Below are 19,201 nucleotides of genomic sequence, written 5' to 3' on the forward strand. Positions count from 1 at the left end.
AATAACCGTACCGGTTCGACCCCGGTCCTCGGCATTTTAATAAAGCACCCATAGCGCAATTGGATAGAGTGTCTGACTACGAATCAGAAGGTTGTAGGTTCGACTCCTACTGGGTGCATCGATATCGGGAAATAGCTCAGCTTGGTAGAGCACCTGGTTTGGGACCAGGGGGTCGCAGGTTCGAATCCTGTTTTCCCGATCAATTGTAACAGTCTTAGTTATTTAACTAGGGCTTTTTGTTTGAAGTTTTACCGGGAAGTAGCTCAGCTTGGTAGAGCACTACGTTCGGGGCGTAGGGGTCGCAGGTTCAAATCCTGTTTTCCCGATTACGACTAAACCACTAAATCCAGTCATTTGACTGGATTTTTTTGTACTCAAAATTTGCCTATAGAAATGGCTCAGTTGTAAATACGTTAGCTTCTATAAATATGAATACGCGTTGTACTCGTTGAACTTTTAGCCTGCCCTGTGTACAGTGCAGATTTATCCGCCTACCGGGGCAGTCTGACAGCGCTGGAACGCCATGGGCACGATTTTGGAGCTCACAAGCCTAGGACGCTTGCAATCTCAAAACTCGGCCTTACACTAACCTGAGCAAACCACTCAGCTAAGTGTAATTTCATGCCTGAGCACTGTCAAACTCCCCCGTACGGCTAGTTAGGATACAAAGTATTGATTAGATGTATCTAAACTTTAATTTGATTGATCATTATTGAAAAGGATACTAGTCACAGATTGAGTGGGTAATGATGGGGTTAGCAGCCACGACGTTACTCATTATTTTTGAGGTTGATATTTAAATAGGAAGTTTTATGAATAGTGGTTGGTACAACAAATTGATTTTATGCGGGGTTGCGCGACCTAATCAATTGAAAGCAAGTAGGGGGCGTACTATGATTTAACAACCATCAGGTACCCGCAATGGGACGCACTTGAAGCGAAATTCTTTGCTTTTTTTCATTATCCTCGTATAATAAAAGTCAATATTAGTCAAAGATAATGAAAAGGGTGAGGCACATGCAGAGTCAGAATATCTCAGATATTATTGAGAAGTATTTAAAAAGCATTTTAGCAGACTCGGAGCATGTTGAAATTCGACGCTCAGAAATTGCTGAGCTGTTCAACGTGGTACCCTCACAGATTAATTATGTGATTAAGACACGATTCACCATTCAGAACGGTTACTTAGTAGAAAGTAAGCGTGGTGGTGGCGGTTATATTCGCATCGAAAAGGTTAATCTGGTTGATGACGCCGATGTTTTGGACACCCTTATTCAAGTCATTGGTGATTCCATTACACAGCGGGATGCTTACGCGGTTGTTCAGAGTCTATATGAAGACGAAGTGTTAAGCCATCGTGAAGCACAGCTGATTTTGGTCGCTACTGATCACAATACGCTGGGTGTTACGGATCGGGATGTCGAGAGTAGTCTCCGGGCCCGCATAATTATCGGTATTTTGAATCATTTACGTTATGAAAGCTAAAGAAAGCGGGGAATCGCAATGGATAACTTATTTACCCCTAGTGCCAAGAGCGTTTTAATTTTAGCGCAAGAACAGGCCAAGTATTTTAAACATCAGGCAGTTGGTACGGAACATCTATTATTGGCATTGGCAATTGAGAAGAATGGGATTGCTAATAAGGTCTTGCAGCAGTATACGATCAGCGAAGACGATATTCGCGAAGAAATCGAACGTTTTACTGGCTATGGGACGTTGAGTAACGTTGGCAAGGATACCTATCTACCTTACTCACCAAAAGCAAAGGAAATCTTATCTGTTGCTGGTGATGAAGCTAAGCGTCTAGGTGCCACTAAGATTGGTACGGAACATCTCTTATTAGCCATGTTATCTGATGAAAGTATCCTATCCTCGCGTATTTTAATGAACTTAAACTTAGATTTAGGCCAGACGCGGAAAGTTGTTTTACGGAAGCTTGGTGTCAGTGACGCGACTGGCAAACGTAAGGGTAACAACGCGGCGGCTGCTCGTGGCGGCAAGAAAGCCGAAGGAACTCCAACCCTTGATTCCTTAGCACGTGATTTAACACAGTTGGCTAGTGAGAAGGAAATGGATCCAGTTGTTGGTCGTTCTAAGGAAGTTAAGCGGGTCATTCAGATCTTGTCACGACGGACGAAGAACAACCCCGTATTGATTGGTGAACCAGGTGTCGGTAAAACGGCGATTGCTGAGGGCTTAGCCCAAAAGATCGTTGCTGGTGATGTTCCTAGTGATATGGTTGGCAAACGTTTGATGATGCTCGATATGGGCTCATTAGTCGCTGGGACCAAGTATCGTGGTGAATTTGAAGACCGCTTGAAGAAAGTGATCGACGAAATCTATAACGATGGTCATGTCATCCTCTTCATCGATGAATTACACACATTGATCGGTGCTGGTGGTGCTGAAGGTGCCATTGATGCTTCGAATATTTTGAAGCCTGCATTAGCACGTGGCGAGCTTCAAACGATTGGGGCAACTACACTTAACGAATACCAAAAGTACATTGAATCTGACGCTGCGTTAGAACGACGGTTTGCGACTGTCATGGTCAATGAACCTACTGAAAGCGAAGCAGTTGAAATCTTAACTGGCTTACGGCCACGTTACGAAGAACATCACCACGTGACGATTACGGATGAAGCAGTCGAACAGGCTGTGACCTTATCAAGTCGTTACATTAGTGATCGTTTCTTACCAGATAAGGCGATTGATTTGATGGATGAAGCTTCCGCTAAGGTCCGAATCGATCAGATGGATCAGCCAACGAAGCAATCTAAGAACCAGGATAAGCTAGCTCAGTTACGTGATGACAAGGAAAAGGCTATCGAAACGCAAGACTTTGAACAGGCTGCTGATATCCGTAAGCAGGAAATGCAGTTGAAACAACGTCTCGATCGAATTGCGGCTAGCAAAGAATCACAGGATCCAGCAGATGAAACAGCGACACCACATTATGATCTACAAGTGACGGGTGAAGATATTGCCCAAGTCGTTGCGGAGTGGACTGGGGTACCATTAACTCAGCTGCAAAAATCCGAAAGTGATCGACTAGTCAATCTTGAAAAAATCTTGCATGAACGGGTTGTTGGTCAACCAGAGGCTGTCTCTGCAGTAGCTCGAGCAATTCGGCGAGCACGTAGCGGATTGAAAGATCCAAGTCGGCCAATCGGTTCCTTCATGTTCTTGGGACCAACGGGTGTCGGTAAGACTGAATTAGCTAAGGCTTTAGCCGCTGCGATGTTTGGTTCTGAAGACAACATGATCCGAATTGACATGTCGGAATACATGGAACGTTACTCGACCAGTCGTTTGATTGGTTCAGCACCGGGCTATGTGGGTTACGACGAAGGTGGCCAGTTAACGGAAAAGGTTCGTCAAAAGCCATACTCCGTTGTCCTATTTGATGAAGTTGAAAAGGCTCATCCCGATGTCTTCAACATTTTGTTGCAAGTGTTGGATGATGGCTACTTGACTGATTCAAAGGGTCGCAAAGTTGATTTCCGTAACACGATTTTGATTATGACATCTAACCTAGGTGCAACTACGCTTCGAGATGAGAAGTCGGTCGGCTTTGGCGCTGCGGATAAGGCTAACGATGACAAGGCAGTTGCTGCAACGATTCGTGCAACCTTGAAACAAGCGTTCCGACCAGAATTCTTGAACCGAATCGATGAAACGATCGTCTTCCATTCCTTAAATAAGGAAGAGTTACATGAAATCGTTAAGTTGATGTCACAAGAGATTGTGAACCGGGTAGCGCAACAGGGTATCAAGATCAAGATTACGCCAGCAGCAATCGACGTGGTTGCGAAAGCCGGATTTGATCCCGAATATGGTGCACGGCCAATCCGACGCGCATTACAGACGGAAATTGAAGATCGCTTGAGTGAAGAATTGTTAACCGGCGCCATTAAGGTTAATGATCAGGTCACGATTGGCGCCAGCAAAGGTGCAATTACGATCAATATCAAGGACCAACCCAAAACAGACGATCGGCCAGCCGTGACGTCTAAATAATTAAGTAAATAACAGAGAGTCGTGCCAGAGGGTACCTATAGTTGTTAGATGAAGTGTCTAATGGTGTTGGGGCTATGGTTACGGCTCTTTTTGTTAATTAGAGTATTTGACAGGATTAGTGTTAATAGTCGGTTAAATAATCCGAGCTGGTGGTGCGTTTCTTATTAGTGTAGATTATAATAGAAAATAAAGTGTAGAAAGAAGATGATGGCATGGTGACGCGCGCGGAACAAATGGCGAAAACCCACCAAGCAATATTAGATACGGCCAGGGAACTTTTTTTGAAGAATGGGTATGCAGCTACGAGTACTCGTGACATTGCTAATGCGATTGGTATTACCCAACCGGCACTGTATCATCATTTTAAAGATAAGGAAGTTATTTTCTTAGCGGTGATTACAACGGTTGGCGCTGAAATCAAAACCGGAATTGATGAGATTCGGGAGAATACGGAACAGTCGGCACTCGATCAATTAACGGATGTGTCACTGCTATTAACCCATAAACATCCCGCGGACGTGTTCTCGTTAATTCACTCGAGCTTTAAAGCCTTGTCGCCAGAGCACATTGGACAATTAGCGGGGGTCTTTGCAACTGACTATGTTCAACCGATTCAGGCGGTCTTTGAACAACCTAACATGCACTTACAAGCAGGGGTGACCGCCCAGATGGCAGCAAGCTTCTATATCACCAGTTTGAGTCCATTATTTAATAATTTTCACCGGATCGGTGATCCCAATGTGGATGAGCGGACGCGGGTTCAAATTCTCTTGAAGATGATCCTGTTCGGAGTTGCCACTAAACCAGAAGCCTAGCCGGTTATCAGCGAGTCTAGCTGTTGACAACTAGGGTTAATCGTTGTATATTATAACTTGTCTGTAACCGTGAACTCGAACGACTGCGCAATCTATTGTCTGCGCAGGTCGTCAATATAAATCCAAAAATAGTCAACTTAAAGGGCTATTTTTGGTTTTTTTATGCCTAAAATTCAGTCAAAAACGCATTTGTAACACAAATGTAATATTAGACTGGGTGGCGGTCGGGTTCCGGAATAATAAGAAGGGGTGAACAACTTGGCCGGACATTTAGTAAAATACGGTAAACACCGTACTCGTAGAAGTTATGCGCGTATCAAGGAAGTTCTTGATCTGCCTAACCTGATCGAAATCCAGAGCGATTCTTATCAATGGTTCTTGGATGAAGGTCTCCGAGAAATGTTTGAAGATATTATGCCAATCGACGATTTTGCAGGGAAACTTTCACTTGAATTTGTCGACTATCAACTATTAGAAGCAAAGTACACCGTCGAAGAAGCTCGTGAACATGATGCTAACTACTCAGCACCATTACACGTTACCCTACGTTTGACTAACCATGAAACTGGTGAAATTAAGTCGCAAGATGTATTCTTCGGTGATTTCCCATTAATGACTGAACAAGGGACGTTTATTATCAACGGTGCCGAACGGGTCATTGTCTCACAATTGGTTCGTTCACCCGGAGTTTACTTCAATGAATCATTAGATAAAAATGGTCGTCCAAGCTTTGGTACCACGGTTATTCCTAACCGAGGTGCTTGGTTGGAATTAGAGACCGATGCTAAGAATATTTCCTACGTACGAATTGACCGAACTCGGAAAATTCCGTTAACCGAATTAGTTCGTGCGTTAGGTTACGGTTCTGATGACGAAATCATCGACATGTTGGGTGAAACCGACAGTATGATGTTAACGTTGGAAAAAGACGTTCACAAGAATACCGATGATTCACGTGTTGAAGAATCTTTAAAGGATGTTTACGAGCGACTACGTCCAGGTGAACCTAAGACGGCTGATAGCTCACGTAGCTTATTAACGGCTCGTTTCTTTGATCCTAAACGTTATGACTTCGCTCCAGTTGGTCGTTACAAGGTCAACAAAAAGCTTAGCATGAAGACCCGTTTGATGGATCAAACGTTAGCTGAAACGCTAGCTGATCCTGATACTGGTGAAGTTATTGCACAAAAGGATACTGTTATCGACAAGAACGTCATGGCTAAGTTAGCACCATACTTGGATCGTGATGATTTCAAGACGATTACGTACACGCCTTCAGATGAAGCCGTTGTTACTAATCCAATGATCGTGCAAGTGGTAAAGGTCTACTCACAAAATGATCCTGAACGGGTTGTTAACGTGATTGGTAATGGCAATGTTGACTTGAAGTTCAAGCACATTTTGCCTGCTGATATCATTTCTTCAATCAACTACTTCTTTAACTTACAAGAAGGTATTGGCGCAACTGATGATATTGATCACTTGGGTAACCGTCGGATTCGTTCCGTAGGTGAATTATTGCAAAACCAATTCCGTATCGGGTTATCTCGGATGGAACGGGTTGTGCGTGAACGGATGTCAATTCAAGATGCTGCGACGGTAACGCCACAACAATTGATTAACATTCGTCCAGTAGTTGCTTCAATCAAGGAATTCTTCGGTTCATCACAATTGTCACAATTCATGGATCAAACCAATCCGTTAGGTGAATTGACGCATAAGCGTCGTTTATCAGCCTTAGGACCTGGTGGTTTGACTCGTGATCGTGCCGGTTATGAAGTTCGAGATGTGCACTATACCCACTACGGTCGGATGTGCCCAATCGAAACTCCTGAAGGCCCTAATATCGGTTTGATCAATAGTTTGTCTTCATATGCCAAAGTTAACCATTACGGGTTCATCGAAACGCCATACCGACGTGTCGATTGGACAACGCATAAGGTTACTGACAAGATCGACTACTTAGCAGCCGATGAAGAAGATCAATTTGTGATCGCACAAGCCAACTCACCTTTAACTGACGATGGTGCATTCGTTGAAGACACTGTTTTAGCTCGTAACAAGGAAGAAAACTTGGAAACGCCAGTCACTAGTGTTGACTACATGGACGTTTCACCTAAACAAGTAGTTGCCGTTGCCACGGCATGTATTCCTTTCTTGGAAAACGATGACTCTAACCGTGCCTTAATGGGTGCCAACATGCAACGTCAGGCTGTTCCTTTGCTTAACCCACATGCGCCATTAATTGGGACTGGGATTGAATACAAGGCAGCTCATGACTCAGGGATCGCTTTGATCTGTCGTCATGAAGGGACCGTTGAATACGTTGATGCTCGTGAAGTTCGAGTACGTCGTGATGATGGTTCACTTGACACTTACAAGTTAATGAAATTCCGTCGTTCTAATGGTGGTAAGAACTACAACCAACGTCCAATTGTCAAAGTTGGCGATTTCGTTGATAACGACGAAGTCTTAGCCGATGGACCAGCAATGGAAGGTGGGGAATTAGCCCTTGGGCAAAACCCATTAGTTGCCTTCATGACTTGGAACGGTTATAACTTCGAAGATGCCATCATTATTAATGAACGTTTAGTTCGAGAAGACGTCTACACTTCAATTCATATTGAAGAATATGAATCAGAAGCACGTGACACGAAACTTGGACCTGAAGAAATGACTCGCGAAATCCCTAACGTTGGGGAAGACGCTTTGAAGAACCTTGACGAAGACGGTATTATTCGGACCGGTGCTGAAGTTAAGGATGGCGATATCTTAGTTGGTAAGGTAACTCCTAAGGGTGTTACAGAATTATCAGCTGAAGAACGTTTGTTACACGCTATCTTTGGTGAAAAGGCCCGCGAAGTACGTGATACTTCACTTCGGGTTCCTCATGGTGGTGGCGGGATCGTCCAGGATGTTAAGATCTTCACTCGTGAAAACGGTGATGAATTATCTCCTGGCGTCAACATGATGGTTCGGGTCTACATTGCTCAAAAGCGTAAGATCCAAGTTGGTGACAAGATGGCCGGACGACATGGTAACAAGGGGACGGTTTCAATCGTTGTTCCTGAAGAAGACATGCCGTACATGCCAGATGGTACCCCAATCGACATCATGCTGAGTCCCATGGGTGTGCCTTCTCGTATGAATATCGGGCAAGTGCTCGAATTGCATTTGGGAATGGCTGCTCGTAAGTTAGGTATTCACATGGCTACGCCTGTCTTTGATGGTGCCCAAGATAAAGATATCTGGGATGCAATCCGTGAAGCCGGTGTTGACTCTGATGCTAAGTCGATCGTTTATGATGGTCGGACTGGTGAACCGTTTGATAAACGTGTTGCCGTTGGTGTCATGCACTATATGAAGCTTAGTCACATGGTTGACGATAAGATCCATGCTCGTTCAATCGGACCTTACTCTCTAGTTACGCAACAACCACTTGGTGGGAAAGCGCAATTTGGGGGCCAACGTTTCGGTGAAATGGAAGTTTGGGCCTTAGAAGCTTATGGTGCTGCTTATACCTTACAAGAAATCTTGACTTACAAGTCTGATGACGTGGTTGGTCGTGTTAAGACCTACGAAGCGATCGTTAAGGGCGAACCAATTCCTAAGCCTGGTGTTCCTGAATCCTTCCGTGTGTTGGTTAAGGAATTACAAGCTTTAGGACTTGATATGAAAGTCTTAGATGCTGGTGAAGAAGAAATTGAATTGCGGGACATGGACGATGAAGACGATGATGTCGTTAACGTTGATGCACTCAGCAAGTTCAAACAACAGCAGGATGAAAAGGCCGCTGACAAGGCAAAACTTGATGCAGCAAAGCCTTCTGAAACAACCAACGTACAGCAAGATAATCAATAAAAAGGGAGGTCGGTCCTTTGATCGATGTCAACAAGTTTGAGAGCATGCAGATCGGTCTGGCATCACCAGACAAGATCCGCAGCTGGTCATATGGCGAAGTCAAAAAGCCAGAAACCATTAACTACCGGACATTGAAACCTGAAAAAGACGGTCTGTTTGATGAACGGATTTTTGGTCCTACTAAGGATTGGGAATGTGCTTGTGGTAAATACAAACGGATTCGTTATAAGGGTATCGTCTGTGACCGTTGTTGGGGTCGAAGTAACTCGTAGTAAAGTCCGTCGTGAACGGATGGGTCACATCGAACTTGCCGCACCAGTTACACACATCTGGTACTTTAAGGGTATTCCTAGTCGGATGGGCTTAGTCCTAGACATGAGCCCTCGTGCACTTGAAGAAATCATCTACTTCGCTTCATACGTTGTTATCGAATCTGGTAACACACCACTTGAAAAGAAACAGTTGCTTTCTGAACGTGAATACCGTGAAAAGAAAGCTCAATACGGCAATGAATTCTCAGCCGCAATGGGTGCCGAAGCCATCAAGCAACTATTAAATGGCGTGGAACTTGAAAAAGAAGCCCGCGATTTAAAGGAAACCTTGAAAGAAGCTTCTGGTCAGAAGCGGACACGTGCCGTTCGTCGTCTTGATATCATCGAAGCCTTCGTTACTTCTGGTAACGAACCGGCTTGGATGGTAATGGATGCGATTCCGGTTATCCCACCTGATTTACGACCAATGGTTCAATTGGAAGGTGGGCGTTTCGCCACTTCTGACTTGAATGATTTGTACCGTCGGGTTATCAACCGTAACAACCGGTTGAAGCGTTTGTTAGACTTAAACGCACCTGGGATTATCGTACAGAACGAAAAGCGGATGTTACAAGAAGCCGTTGATGCCTTGATCGATAACGGCCGTCGTGGACGTCCCGTTGCAGGCCCTGGTAACCGTCCTTTGAAGTCTCTTTCACACATGTTGAAAGGGAAGCAAGGTCGTTTCCGTCAAAACTTACTTGGTAAGCGTGTCGATTATTCTGGTCGTTCGGTTATCGACGTTGGACCTTTCTTGAAGATGAACCAAATGGGCTTACCACGTCAAATGGCGTTGGAACTCTTCAAACCGTTCATTATGAAAGAATTGGTTAAACGTGAATTAGCTTCTAACATCAAGAATGCTAAGCGTAAGATTGAACATGCTGACGATGATGTGTGGGGTGTCTTAGAAGACGTCATCAAAGAACATCCAGTACTGTTGAACCGGGCCCCTACGCTTCACCGTTTAGGGATTCAAGCGTTCGAACCCGTCTTGGTTAGTGGTAAAGCAATGCGGCTCCATCCATTGGCTTGTGAAGCTTACAATGCCGATTTTGATGGGGATCAAATGGCCATCCATTTACCTTTATCAGACGAAGCTCAAGCTGAAGCTCGGTTATTGATGCTTGCTGCTCATCATATCTTGGCGCCTAAGGACGGGAAACCCGTTGTTACGCCATCTCAAGATATGGTTATCGGTAACTACTACTTGACGACTGAAGAAGTTGGTCGTGAAGGCGAAGGTATGATTTTCAAGGACTTGGATGAAGCTCAAAAGGCTTACCAATCTGGTTACGTGCACATGCACAGCCGAATTGGATTGCAAGTCTCATCATTGCCTAGTAAGCCATTTACTGAAGAACAACGCTCAAGTGTCTTAGTTACAACCGTTGGTAAGGCCATCTTCAACGATATTTTACCGAAGAAGTTCCCTTACTTGAACGAACCAACTAATGATAACTTGGTCGGTGAAACGCCTGACAAGTACTTCTTGAAGCCTGGTGAAGATATTCACCAATTCTTAGATGCACAGGAAATTATTCCACCATTTAAGAAGGGCTTCCTGGCTGATATTATCGCCGAAGTCTACAAGCAGTATCACGTGACGGCAACGTCACTCTTGCTTGACCGTATGAAGGACTTAGGTTATAACATTTCAACTAAGTCTGGTTTGACGGTTGGGGTTGCCGATATTACTGGTTTGAAAGAAAAGCCAGAAATCATTGCAGAAGCCCACAAACAAGTTAACACGATTTCAAAACAGTTCCGTCGTGGTTTAATTACTGATGACGAACGTTATGAACGGATCATTGGTATCTGGAACGATGCTAAGGATCAAATTCAACAAAAACTGATTGAAAGTTTCAGTCCAGATAATCCTATCTTCATGATGAGTGATTCTGGTGCTCGTGGTAACATCTCAAACTTTACTCAGTTAGCCGGGATGCGTGGTTTGATGGCTGCGCCTAACGGTAAGATCATGGAATTGCCTATCTTGTCAAACTTCCGTGAAGGTTTATCTGTCTTGGAAATGTTTATCTCGACCCATGGTGCCCGTAAAGGGATGACCGATACGGCCTTGAAGACTGCCAACTCAGGTTACTTGACTCGACGGCTAGTTGATGTGGCCCAAGACGTTATTGTTCGTGAAAAAGACTGTGGAACTGACCGTGGCTTGCGTATTGAAGCCATCATGGAAGGTAACGAAGTCATCGAACCATTGTATGACCGTATCTTAGGTCGTTACTCAATGAAGACGGTCTTCGACCCTGAAACGCATGAAGAAATTATTGGTCAAAACGTCTTAATCGATGAAGACTTTGCTCACAAGATCGTTGATGCTGGTGTTGCAGAAGTAACCATTCGTTCTGCTTTCACTTGTAACACGAAGCATGGGGTCTGTGAACATTGCTACGGCCGTAATATGGCTACTGGTGATGAAGTTGAAGTTGGTGAAGCTGTTGGGACCGTTGCGGCTCAGTCAATCGGTGAACCTGGTACCCAATTAACCATGCGGAACTTCCATACTGGTGGGGTTGCCGGGGATGATATCACCCAAGGGTTACCTCGTGTTCAAGAAATTGTTGAATCACGGAACCCTAAAGGGCGTGCTGAAATCACCGAAGTTACTGGTGTCGTTGAATTGATTGAAGAAAATCCAGCGGAACGGACTAAGGAAATTACGATTAAGGGTGAAACTGATACTCGTACGTATACCTTACCGTTAACTGCTCGTATGGCGGTTAGTGAAGGAGACTTCATTCACCGTGGTGCTGCGTTAAACGTTGGTTCAATCGATCCTAAGCAATTGATTCAAGTTCGTGACGTCTTATCAACTGAAAACTACTTGCTACGTGAAATCCAAAAGGTTTACCGTATGCAAGGGGTTGAAATTGGCGATAAGCACGTTGAGATCATGATTCGTCAAATGCTTCGGAAAGTTCGGGTCATGGATCCGGGCGATACCGATGTCTTACCTGGGACGTTATTGGATATTGCTGACTTCAAGGATGAGAACTACAAGACCTTGATCGCCGGTGGGATTCCTGCAACGTCACGGCCAGTTATTCTTGGGATTACCAAAGCTGCTTTGGAAACGAACAGTTTCTTATCAGCCGCTTCATTCCAAGAAACAACGCGTGTCTTAACTGATGCAGCTATTCGTGGTAAGAACGATCCTCTGATCGGTCTGAAAGAAAATGTTATCATTGGTAAGATTATTCCTGCTGGTACTGGTATGCCGATCTATCGTCATATCAAGCCTAAGGAAGTTGGTAACGTTGCTGACGGCGTTTACTCAATCAGTGACCTTGAAAAACAAATGCAAGAACAAGATGCTAGCAAGTAATTGCTAAGCGAATCTGAGAAGGGCGGCCATTTTGGTCGTCCTTTTTGTGTTTGAAAGCGTTAGTAGGCCAAGGACAGCTGAGTTATCATGATGAATCCCCAGCTGATGAAGGGCACGAAGGGGAGGCGGCGAACAGTAGTGATAATGCTGACAAGTAGGGCAGCAAAGCTCGCAAGCATTAGACTACTGATAATCGTGGGTGCTGGGGCCATTAGACTGATCATAAGGAGGACGTCCACGTCACCTAATCCGAATTGGTGTGTAAAGCGTGCTAGAGAGTAGAGTCCCAGTAATAGGGTGACTAAAATTAGGGTGTTGCTGTCAAAACGGGGTGGGGATTGCCAGTAACCGAGGATGCCTGGTATAATCAGAGTTGCTGGATAAATATTAAAGGTGAGGTAGTCCGTCAGGCTATTGAAAAGTAAAACAACGTAGCCCATAATTAAAGGAAGTTGTTGCCAAGGGGTGGGGCCAAGATTAGTGGCTAATAACAGCCCGAATAATAATTCAATCAGCGTTGATCGTAAATTGATTGATGCGTGGCAGTCGTAGCAGTGACCACGTTGGGCAACGATACCGATGATTGGAATTAGTTGCCAAACGCGTAACTGATGATGACAGTTGGGACACTGGGATCGCTGATTGCCTAGAATAGGCTGACAACTACTGATCCGTTCTGCCAGACAGGTGATAAAGGAACCAAGACAAGCGCCGATAATAAAGTAGTAACCAAGTAACATTGTCAGACCACCTTTCAGATAGTAAGTACGCAATGAAAAGCTCGTTTATTTTTTCATGCTGGTTGTTGACAGTAATCGTAGCTCGTGTTAATCTAGTAAAGGTGCTTTTTGCAGACAGATTCCTGTATAGGAATGCAGACATGCTGACTGGTCGGCTAAGCGCATAATTACCATGCTTCAGGCATTTCTTTTTATCTTAAAAAGAACCACCTGGATGTGTGGACTTAAAATCAGACAATTTTGGAAGGAGGACACTTTAGAATATGCCTACAATTAATCAATTGATTCGTAAGGGTCGTAAAACTAAAGTATCAAAATCAAATGCCCCAGCTTTAAACTTCGGGTATAACAGTTACAAGAAGGTTGCTACCAAGAACCCAGCACCACAAAAACGTGGGGTGGCTACTCGTGTCGGTACCATGACTCCTAAGAAGCCTAACTCGGCTTTACGGAAATACGCACGTGTACGTTTATCTAACTTAATTGAAGTTACTGCTTACATTCCTGGTATTGGTCATAACCTCCAAGAACATAGTGTTGTTTTGATTCGTGGTGGCCGTGTTAAGGATTTACCTGGTGTTCGTTACCATGTTATCCGTGGGACTTTGGATACTGCCGGTGTTGAAGACCGTCGTCAAAGTCGTTCTAAGTACGGTACCAAGAAGCCAAAGGAATAATAAGGAGGTAAGTTAAATGCCAAGAAAAGGTGCACCTGCAAAACGCGAAGTTTTGCCAGATCCAATGTATGATTCAAAGTTAGTAACGCGTTTAATTAACCACTTAATGTTAGATGGTAAACGTGGTACTGCTTCAACGATCCTTTACAATGCTTTTGATCAAATTAAAGAACAAACTGGTAACGAACCTTTAGATGTCTTCGAAGAAGCTATGAAGAACGTTATGCCAGTACTTGAAGTTAAGGCCCGCCGTGTTGGTGGTTCTAACTACCAAGTTCCTATCGAAGTTCGTCCAGACCGTAAATCTACGCTGGCTCTTCGTTGGATCGTTCAATATGCTCGCTCACGTGGCGAACATACTATGGCCGACCGGTTAGCTCGTGAAATCATGGATGCTGCTAACAATACTGGTGCTTCTGTTAAGAAGCGTGAAGATACGCATAAAATGGCTGAAGCCAACCGTGCCTTCGCACATTATCGTTGGTAATATTTCCGTGATATGGTTAAAGCAAGCCTTTAACTGATCACAAAGAAGGTGACTATTATATGCGAGCATATAGTAGTCATTTTTTGAAACATGCTTTAATTATTGTTAATTCCATTTAAAATTGAGAGGAGTAACACATTTTCTAATGGCTAATACACGAGAATTCTCGCTTGATATGACCCGTAACATTGGTATCATGGCTCATATCGATGCTGGTAAAACAACTACGACTGAACGTATCTTGTACTATACTGGTAAAATTCACAAAATTGGTGAAACCCATGATGGTGCTTCACAAATGGACTGGATGGCCCAAGAACAAGAACGTGGGATTACTATCACTTCAGCAGCTACTACTGCTGAATGGAAAGACCACCGAATCAATATCATCGATACCCCAGGACACGTTGACTTCACTGTTGAAGTTGAACGTTCACTCCGGGTCTTAGATGGTGCCATCGCTGTTTTGGATGCCCAATCTGGTGTTGAACCTCAAACTGAAACGGTTTGGCGTCAAGCATCAACGTATAACGTTCCTCGTATCGTTTTCGTTAACAAGATGGACAAGATCGGTGCGGACTTCAAGTACTCTGTAAGTACGATCAATGATCGTTTACAAGCTAACGCCCACGCTATCCAATTACCAATTGGTGCCGAAGACAATTTCGAAGGGGTCATTGACTTAATCGAAATGAAGGCTGACCTTTATGATGAAGATAAGCTTGGTACTGAATGGGATACAATCGACGTTCCTGATGAATACAAAGAAGACGCACAAGCTGCTCGTGATGACTTAATCGAAGCCTTAGCTGACATTGATGACGGTATCATGGAAAAATACCTTAGTGGTGAAGAAATTTCAAAAGCTGAAATCAAAGCTGCCATTCGTAAGGGTACTTTAGCACTTGAATTCTTCCCAGTTCTTGCTGGTTCTGCCTTCAAGAACAAGGGTGTTCAAATGTTGATGGATGCTACGGTTGATTACTTACCATCACCACTTGATGTTAAGCCATACAAGGCCATTGATCCTGATACTGATGAAAACATCGACTTAATTGCCGGTGATGACAAGCCTTTCGCTGCTTTAGCCTTTAAAGTTGCTACCGACCCATTCGTTGGTCGTTTGACGTTTATCCGTGTATACCAAGGTACCTTGGAATCCGGTTCATACGTCTTGAACGCAACTAAGGACAAGCGTGAACGTGTTGGTCGTTTACTTCAAATGCACTCTAACCAACGGAAAGAAATCCCAGAAGTATTCTCTGGTGATATCGCCGCTGCTATTGGTTTGAAGAACACGACTACTGGGGACTCATTAACTTCTATTGACCATCCATATCACTTGGAATCAATGGAATTCCCTGATCCCGTTATCCAGGTTGCCGTTGAACCTAAGACTAAGGCTGACCAAGATAAGATGAACGTTGCCTTACAAAAGCTTTCTGAAGAAGATCCTACTTTCAAGGCTGAAACTAACCCTGAAACTGGTGAAACTTTGATCGCCGGGATGGGTGAATTGCATTTGGATATCATCGTTGACCGTATGCGTCGCGAATTTAACGTTGAAGCCACTGTTGGTGCGCCTCAAGTTTCTTATCGTGAAGCATTTACCAAGGAAACTAAGGTCCAAGGTAAGTTCGTTCACCAATCTGGTGGTAAAGGTCAATATGGTGATGTTTGGGTTGAATTCACACCTAACGAAGAAGGTAAAGGATTCGAATTCGAAGATGCTATCGTTGGTGGGGTTGTTCCTCGTGAATACATCCCTTCAGTAGAACAAGGTTTACGCGAATCAATGGCTAACGGTGTGTTAGCTGGTTACCCATTGGTTGACGTTAAGGCCAAGTTATACGATGGTTCTTACCATGATGTCGATTCTAGTGAAGCAGCCTTTAAGATTGCCGCTTCATTAGCATTACGGAATGCTGCTAAGTCAGCTGGTCCCGTAATCCTCGAACCAATCATGAAGGTTGATATCGTTGCCCCAGAAGATTACTTAGGTGATGTTATGGGTCACGTTACCGCTCGTCGTGGTAATATCGAAGGTATGGAAGAACGTGGGAACGCACAAGAAGTTCACGCTTACGTTCCATTGGCTGAAATGTTTGGTTATGCAACCACATTACGTTCAGCTACTCAGGGTCGTGGTACTTTCACGATGACCTTTGACCATTACGAAAAGGTTCCAAAGTCAGTTCAAGAAGAAATCATCAAGAAGAACGGTGGCAACCCTGCCTAAGTTCGATGATTGATCGAAAGACGCTAGCAGTGATGCTGGCGTCTTTTTTTTGTTGGTCTCGAATAAAAAGGGGCATTGTAATGTAGTAAACGATGTGAAGAGGCCTGGATAGTTATCATATAATGATCTGTCGCGCTTGCTAGGATACTTTACCGCTTGCTGGAATGTAAGTAGGTATCAATGACGTGTATCCGTGCTCACATGAGACCTAATAGCCATATTAAAAGTTGTAGGTGGTATTACTGGTCAATAGAGAGTCAACGTATTACTATAGTAGGAATTGCTAATTAATTAGGCTGTTACAGCGTCTCTAAGTCATTGTGGTGGCTCGTTAGATCAGAAGTTAAGTGCGGTTATCAAATGCATTATATGGCTGACAGTGTCATTAAGACATTGGTAGCAGGTTTAGTATTTGATAGACGTAATGAACCAGCCCGATCAAGCCTAGAAACTTAAGCTTGAAATTAATTAAGCACAAACGCTATTAATCAAATGGATTTTATGTTACATTAATTGAGCTGGTTCAAAAAAGATAACTCGGTCTACAGCGATGGTTATAAAAAAAGTGTGAAAACACTTGCTATTACAGAGCTTTTCATATATTATAGAATGTGCTTGGTATTTAGAAGGGGATAGTTATATCCTCAACATCAAGTAATCGTAGTTAGCTTTGATGTGAAAGGTTGCGACACACCCGACCACGTTGTCATGGTGTGGCGGTAATTTTCACGGAGCTAGTCTTATTTTCAAAATAGACGAAGGAGGTCACAACAATGGCAACGCAAAAAATTCGTATTCGCTTAAAGGCATACGAGCACCGTATTCTAGATCAGTCAGCTGACAAGATTGTGGAAACGGCAAAGAGAACTGGTGCTACTATCTCAGGTCCAATTCCTTTACCAACTGAACGGACAGTATATACTGTTTTACGTTCACCACATAAGTTCAAAAAGTCACGCGAACAATTCGAAATGCGGACTCACAAGCGTTTAATTGATATCGTTAACCCAACGCCAAAGACAGTCGACTCATTAATGAAGTTAGACTTGCCTAGTGGTGTTGATATCGAAATCAAGCTTTAATTTCTTAAACTAAAATCAATTTATTGGAGGTGTACTCATGACCACTAAAGGAATCTTAGGGAAAAAGGTAGGAATGACGCAAGTTTTCACTGATAACGGCGAATTAATCCCCGTTACTGTTGTCGAAGTTCAACCCAACGTTGTGTTGCAAGTTAAGACTGTTGAAAATGACGGTTACGAAGCAATTCAATTAGGTGTTGACGACAAGCGTGAAATCTTGACGAACAAACCTGCTCAAGGTCATGCAGCAAAAGCAAAAACGACTCCTAAGCGCTTCATTCGTGAAATTCGTAATGTTGAGCTTGGAGAATACACAGTAGGTGACGAACTCAAAGCTGATTTATTCGCAGCTGGCGACGCCGTTGACGTTACGGGTATCACTAAGGGTCATGGTTACCAAGGTAATGTCCATAAAGATGGTCAGAAACGTGGACCTATGTCTCACGGTTCTCGTTACCATCGTCGTCCTGGTTCAATGGGTGCCATTATCAACCGGGTATTCAAAGGTAAGAAGTTACCAGGTCGTATGGGTAATCACCAACGTACGATGCAAAACTTACAAATTGTTCGTGCCGACGTTGAAAACAACGTATTGTTAATCAAAGGGAATGTCCCTGGCGCTAACAAATCATTTATTACGGTTAAAACATCCGTAAAGAGTAAATAAGGAAGGAGGACATAATACATGACTAGCGTAGCATTATACAAACAAGACGGTACGCAAAATGGTGACGTTACTTTGAACGACGCTGTGTTTGGTATTGAACCAAACGAAAACGTTGTTTTTGATGCAATTTTGATGCAACGTGCATCAATGCGTCAAGGAACTCACGCAGTTAAGAACCGTAGTGCTCGTCGCGGTGGTGGTCGTAAACCATGGCGTCAAAAGGGTACCGGTCGTGCTCGTCAAGGTTCTATCCGTTCACCACAATGGCGTAAAGGTGGGATTGTCTTCGGACCAACCCCTCGTTCATACAGCTACAGATTACCTAAGAAGGTTATGCGCTTAGCTTTGAAGTCTGTCCTTTCACAAAAGGTCTTAGACAACAGCTTAGTTGCAGTTGATAGCATTGCTTTCGACGCACCAAAGACTAAGGAATTTGTTAAAGTAATGAATAACCTCAACGTCGATACCAAAGCACTTGTTTTGGTTGAAGATGACAATGAAAAGGCTGCTTTGGCAGGTCGTAACTTACCAAATGTTAAGATCCTTAAAGCCAAAGGTGTTAACGTCTTAGATGTCGCTAATAGTGACAAATTAGTCGTTACCCAAAAAGCCCTCGAACAATTAGGGGAGGCGCTCGCATAATGGAAGCACGCGATGTAATTTTACGCCCTGTAGTTACTGAATCATCAATGGCTAACTTGGACGACAAGCGCTATACCTTTGATGTCAACGTACAGGCAACCAAAACCCAAGTTAAAAAAGCAATCGAAGAAATTTTCGGTGTTAAAGTCGTTAAAGTTAACATCATGAACGTTAAAGGAAAGCTTAAGCGTCAAGGTCGTTACGCCGGTTACACTAAGAAACGTCGTAAGGCCATTGTTACCTTAAGTGCTGATTCTAACGAAATCAAGTTGTTCAACGACGATCAACAATAAATCTAATTTTAGGAGGTA

12 protein-coding genes, 3 tRNA genes and 1 pseudogene are annotated in these 19,201 nt (G+C 43.7%); 15 read left to right on the forward strand and 1 reads right to left on the reverse strand.

Features of this window, described 5'->3' with window-relative positions; genetic code table 11:
- Positions 1-44 precede the first annotated feature (44 nt).
- From ACG95_RS03470 to rpoC, 8 genes and pseudogenes are all read left to right on the forward strand, one after another.
- A tRNA-Arg gene (locus tag ACG95_RS03470) sits at positions 45-118 on the forward strand.
- 7 nt (positions 119-125) lie between these two features.
- A tRNA-Pro gene (locus tag ACG95_RS03475) sits at positions 126-199 on the forward strand.
- A 53-nt stretch (positions 200-252) separates the two neighbouring features.
- A tRNA-Pro gene (locus tag ACG95_RS03480) sits at positions 253-326 on the forward strand.
- 691 nt (positions 327-1,017) lie between these two features.
- Entirely contained in the window at positions 1,018-1,485 is a 468-nt protein-coding gene (locus ACG95_RS03485; protein ID WP_047999168.1) for a CtsR family transcriptional regulator, read from the forward strand.
- A gap of 18 nt (positions 1,486-1,503) precedes the next feature.
- Positions 1,504-4,020, forward strand: coding sequence for an ATP-dependent Clp protease ATP-binding subunit (locus ACG95_RS03490; RefSeq protein WP_047999169.1), 2,517 nt, complete (start codon positions 1,504-1,506; stop codon positions 4,018-4,020).
- A 212-nt stretch (positions 4,021-4,232) separates the two neighbouring features.
- On the forward strand, positions 4,233-4,835 hold the full coding sequence (locus ACG95_RS03495; RefSeq protein ID WP_047999170.1) for a TetR/AcrR family transcriptional regulator: 603 nt from the start codon (positions 4,233-4,235) through the stop codon (positions 4,833-4,835).
- A 258-nt stretch (positions 4,836-5,093) separates the two neighbouring features.
- Positions 5,094-8,696, forward strand: coding sequence for a DNA-directed RNA polymerase subunit beta (gene rpoB, locus ACG95_RS03500; RefSeq protein WP_047999171.1), 3,603 nt, complete (start codon positions 5,094-5,096; stop codon positions 8,694-8,696).
- 17 nt (positions 8,697-8,713) lie between these two features.
- A pseudogene (rpoC, locus tag ACG95_RS03505) lies at positions 8,714-12,356 on the forward strand (DNA-directed RNA polymerase subunit beta').
- Between the two features lie 59 nt (positions 12,357-12,415).
- On the opposite strand, the gene ACG95_RS03510 reads toward rpoC, so the two are convergent.
- Entirely contained in the window at positions 12,416-13,096 is a 681-nt protein-coding gene (locus ACG95_RS03510; RefSeq protein ID WP_047999172.1) for a prepilin peptidase, read from the reverse strand.
- Positions 13,097-13,359: 263 nt separating this feature from the next.
- Between ACG95_RS03510 and rpsL the strand changes: the two genes are divergently transcribed.
- From rpsL to rplW, 7 genes are all read left to right on the forward strand, one after another.
- On the forward strand, positions 13,360-13,773 hold the full coding sequence (gene rpsL, locus ACG95_RS03515; RefSeq protein ID WP_047999173.1) for a 30S ribosomal protein S12: 414 nt from the start codon (positions 13,360-13,362) through the stop codon (positions 13,771-13,773).
- Positions 13,774-13,789: 16 nt separating this feature from the next.
- Positions 13,790-14,260, forward strand: coding sequence for a 30S ribosomal protein S7 (gene rpsG, locus ACG95_RS03520; RefSeq protein ID WP_047999174.1), 471 nt, complete (start codon positions 13,790-13,792; stop codon positions 14,258-14,260).
- A 145-nt stretch (positions 14,261-14,405) separates the two neighbouring features.
- On the forward strand, positions 14,406-16,499 hold the full coding sequence (gene fusA, locus ACG95_RS03525) for an elongation factor G (RefSeq protein WP_047999175.1): 2,094 nt from the start codon (positions 14,406-14,408) through the stop codon (positions 16,497-16,499).
- Between the two features lie 773 nt (positions 16,500-17,272).
- Positions 17,273-17,581, forward strand: a complete 309-nt coding sequence (rpsJ, locus tag ACG95_RS03530) for a 30S ribosomal protein S10 (RefSeq protein ID WP_047999176.1) — start codon at positions 17,273-17,275, stop codon at positions 17,579-17,581.
- A 37-nt stretch (positions 17,582-17,618) separates the two neighbouring features.
- Positions 17,619-18,248 (forward strand): 50S ribosomal protein L3, encoded by a 630-nt coding sequence (gene rplC / locus ACG95_RS03535; RefSeq protein ID WP_047999177.1) that lies wholly within the window; start codon positions 17,619-17,621, stop codon positions 18,246-18,248.
- Between the two features lie 18 nt (positions 18,249-18,266).
- Positions 18,267-18,890, forward strand: coding sequence for a 50S ribosomal protein L4 (gene rplD / locus ACG95_RS03540; protein WP_047999178.1), 624 nt, complete (start codon positions 18,267-18,269; stop codon positions 18,888-18,890).
- Positions 18,890-19,183, forward strand: a complete 294-nt coding sequence (rplW, locus tag ACG95_RS03545) for a 50S ribosomal protein L23 (protein WP_047999179.1) — start codon at positions 18,890-18,892, stop codon at positions 19,181-19,183. The genes rplD and rplW overlap by 1 nt, the downstream gene beginning before the upstream one ends.
- Positions 19,184-19,201: the final 18 nt, after the last annotated feature.

It is taken from the genome of Lactiplantibacillus herbarum (assembly GCF_001039045.1).
GTDB lineage: Bacteria > Bacillota > Bacilli > Lactobacillales > Lactobacillaceae > Lactiplantibacillus > Lactiplantibacillus herbarum.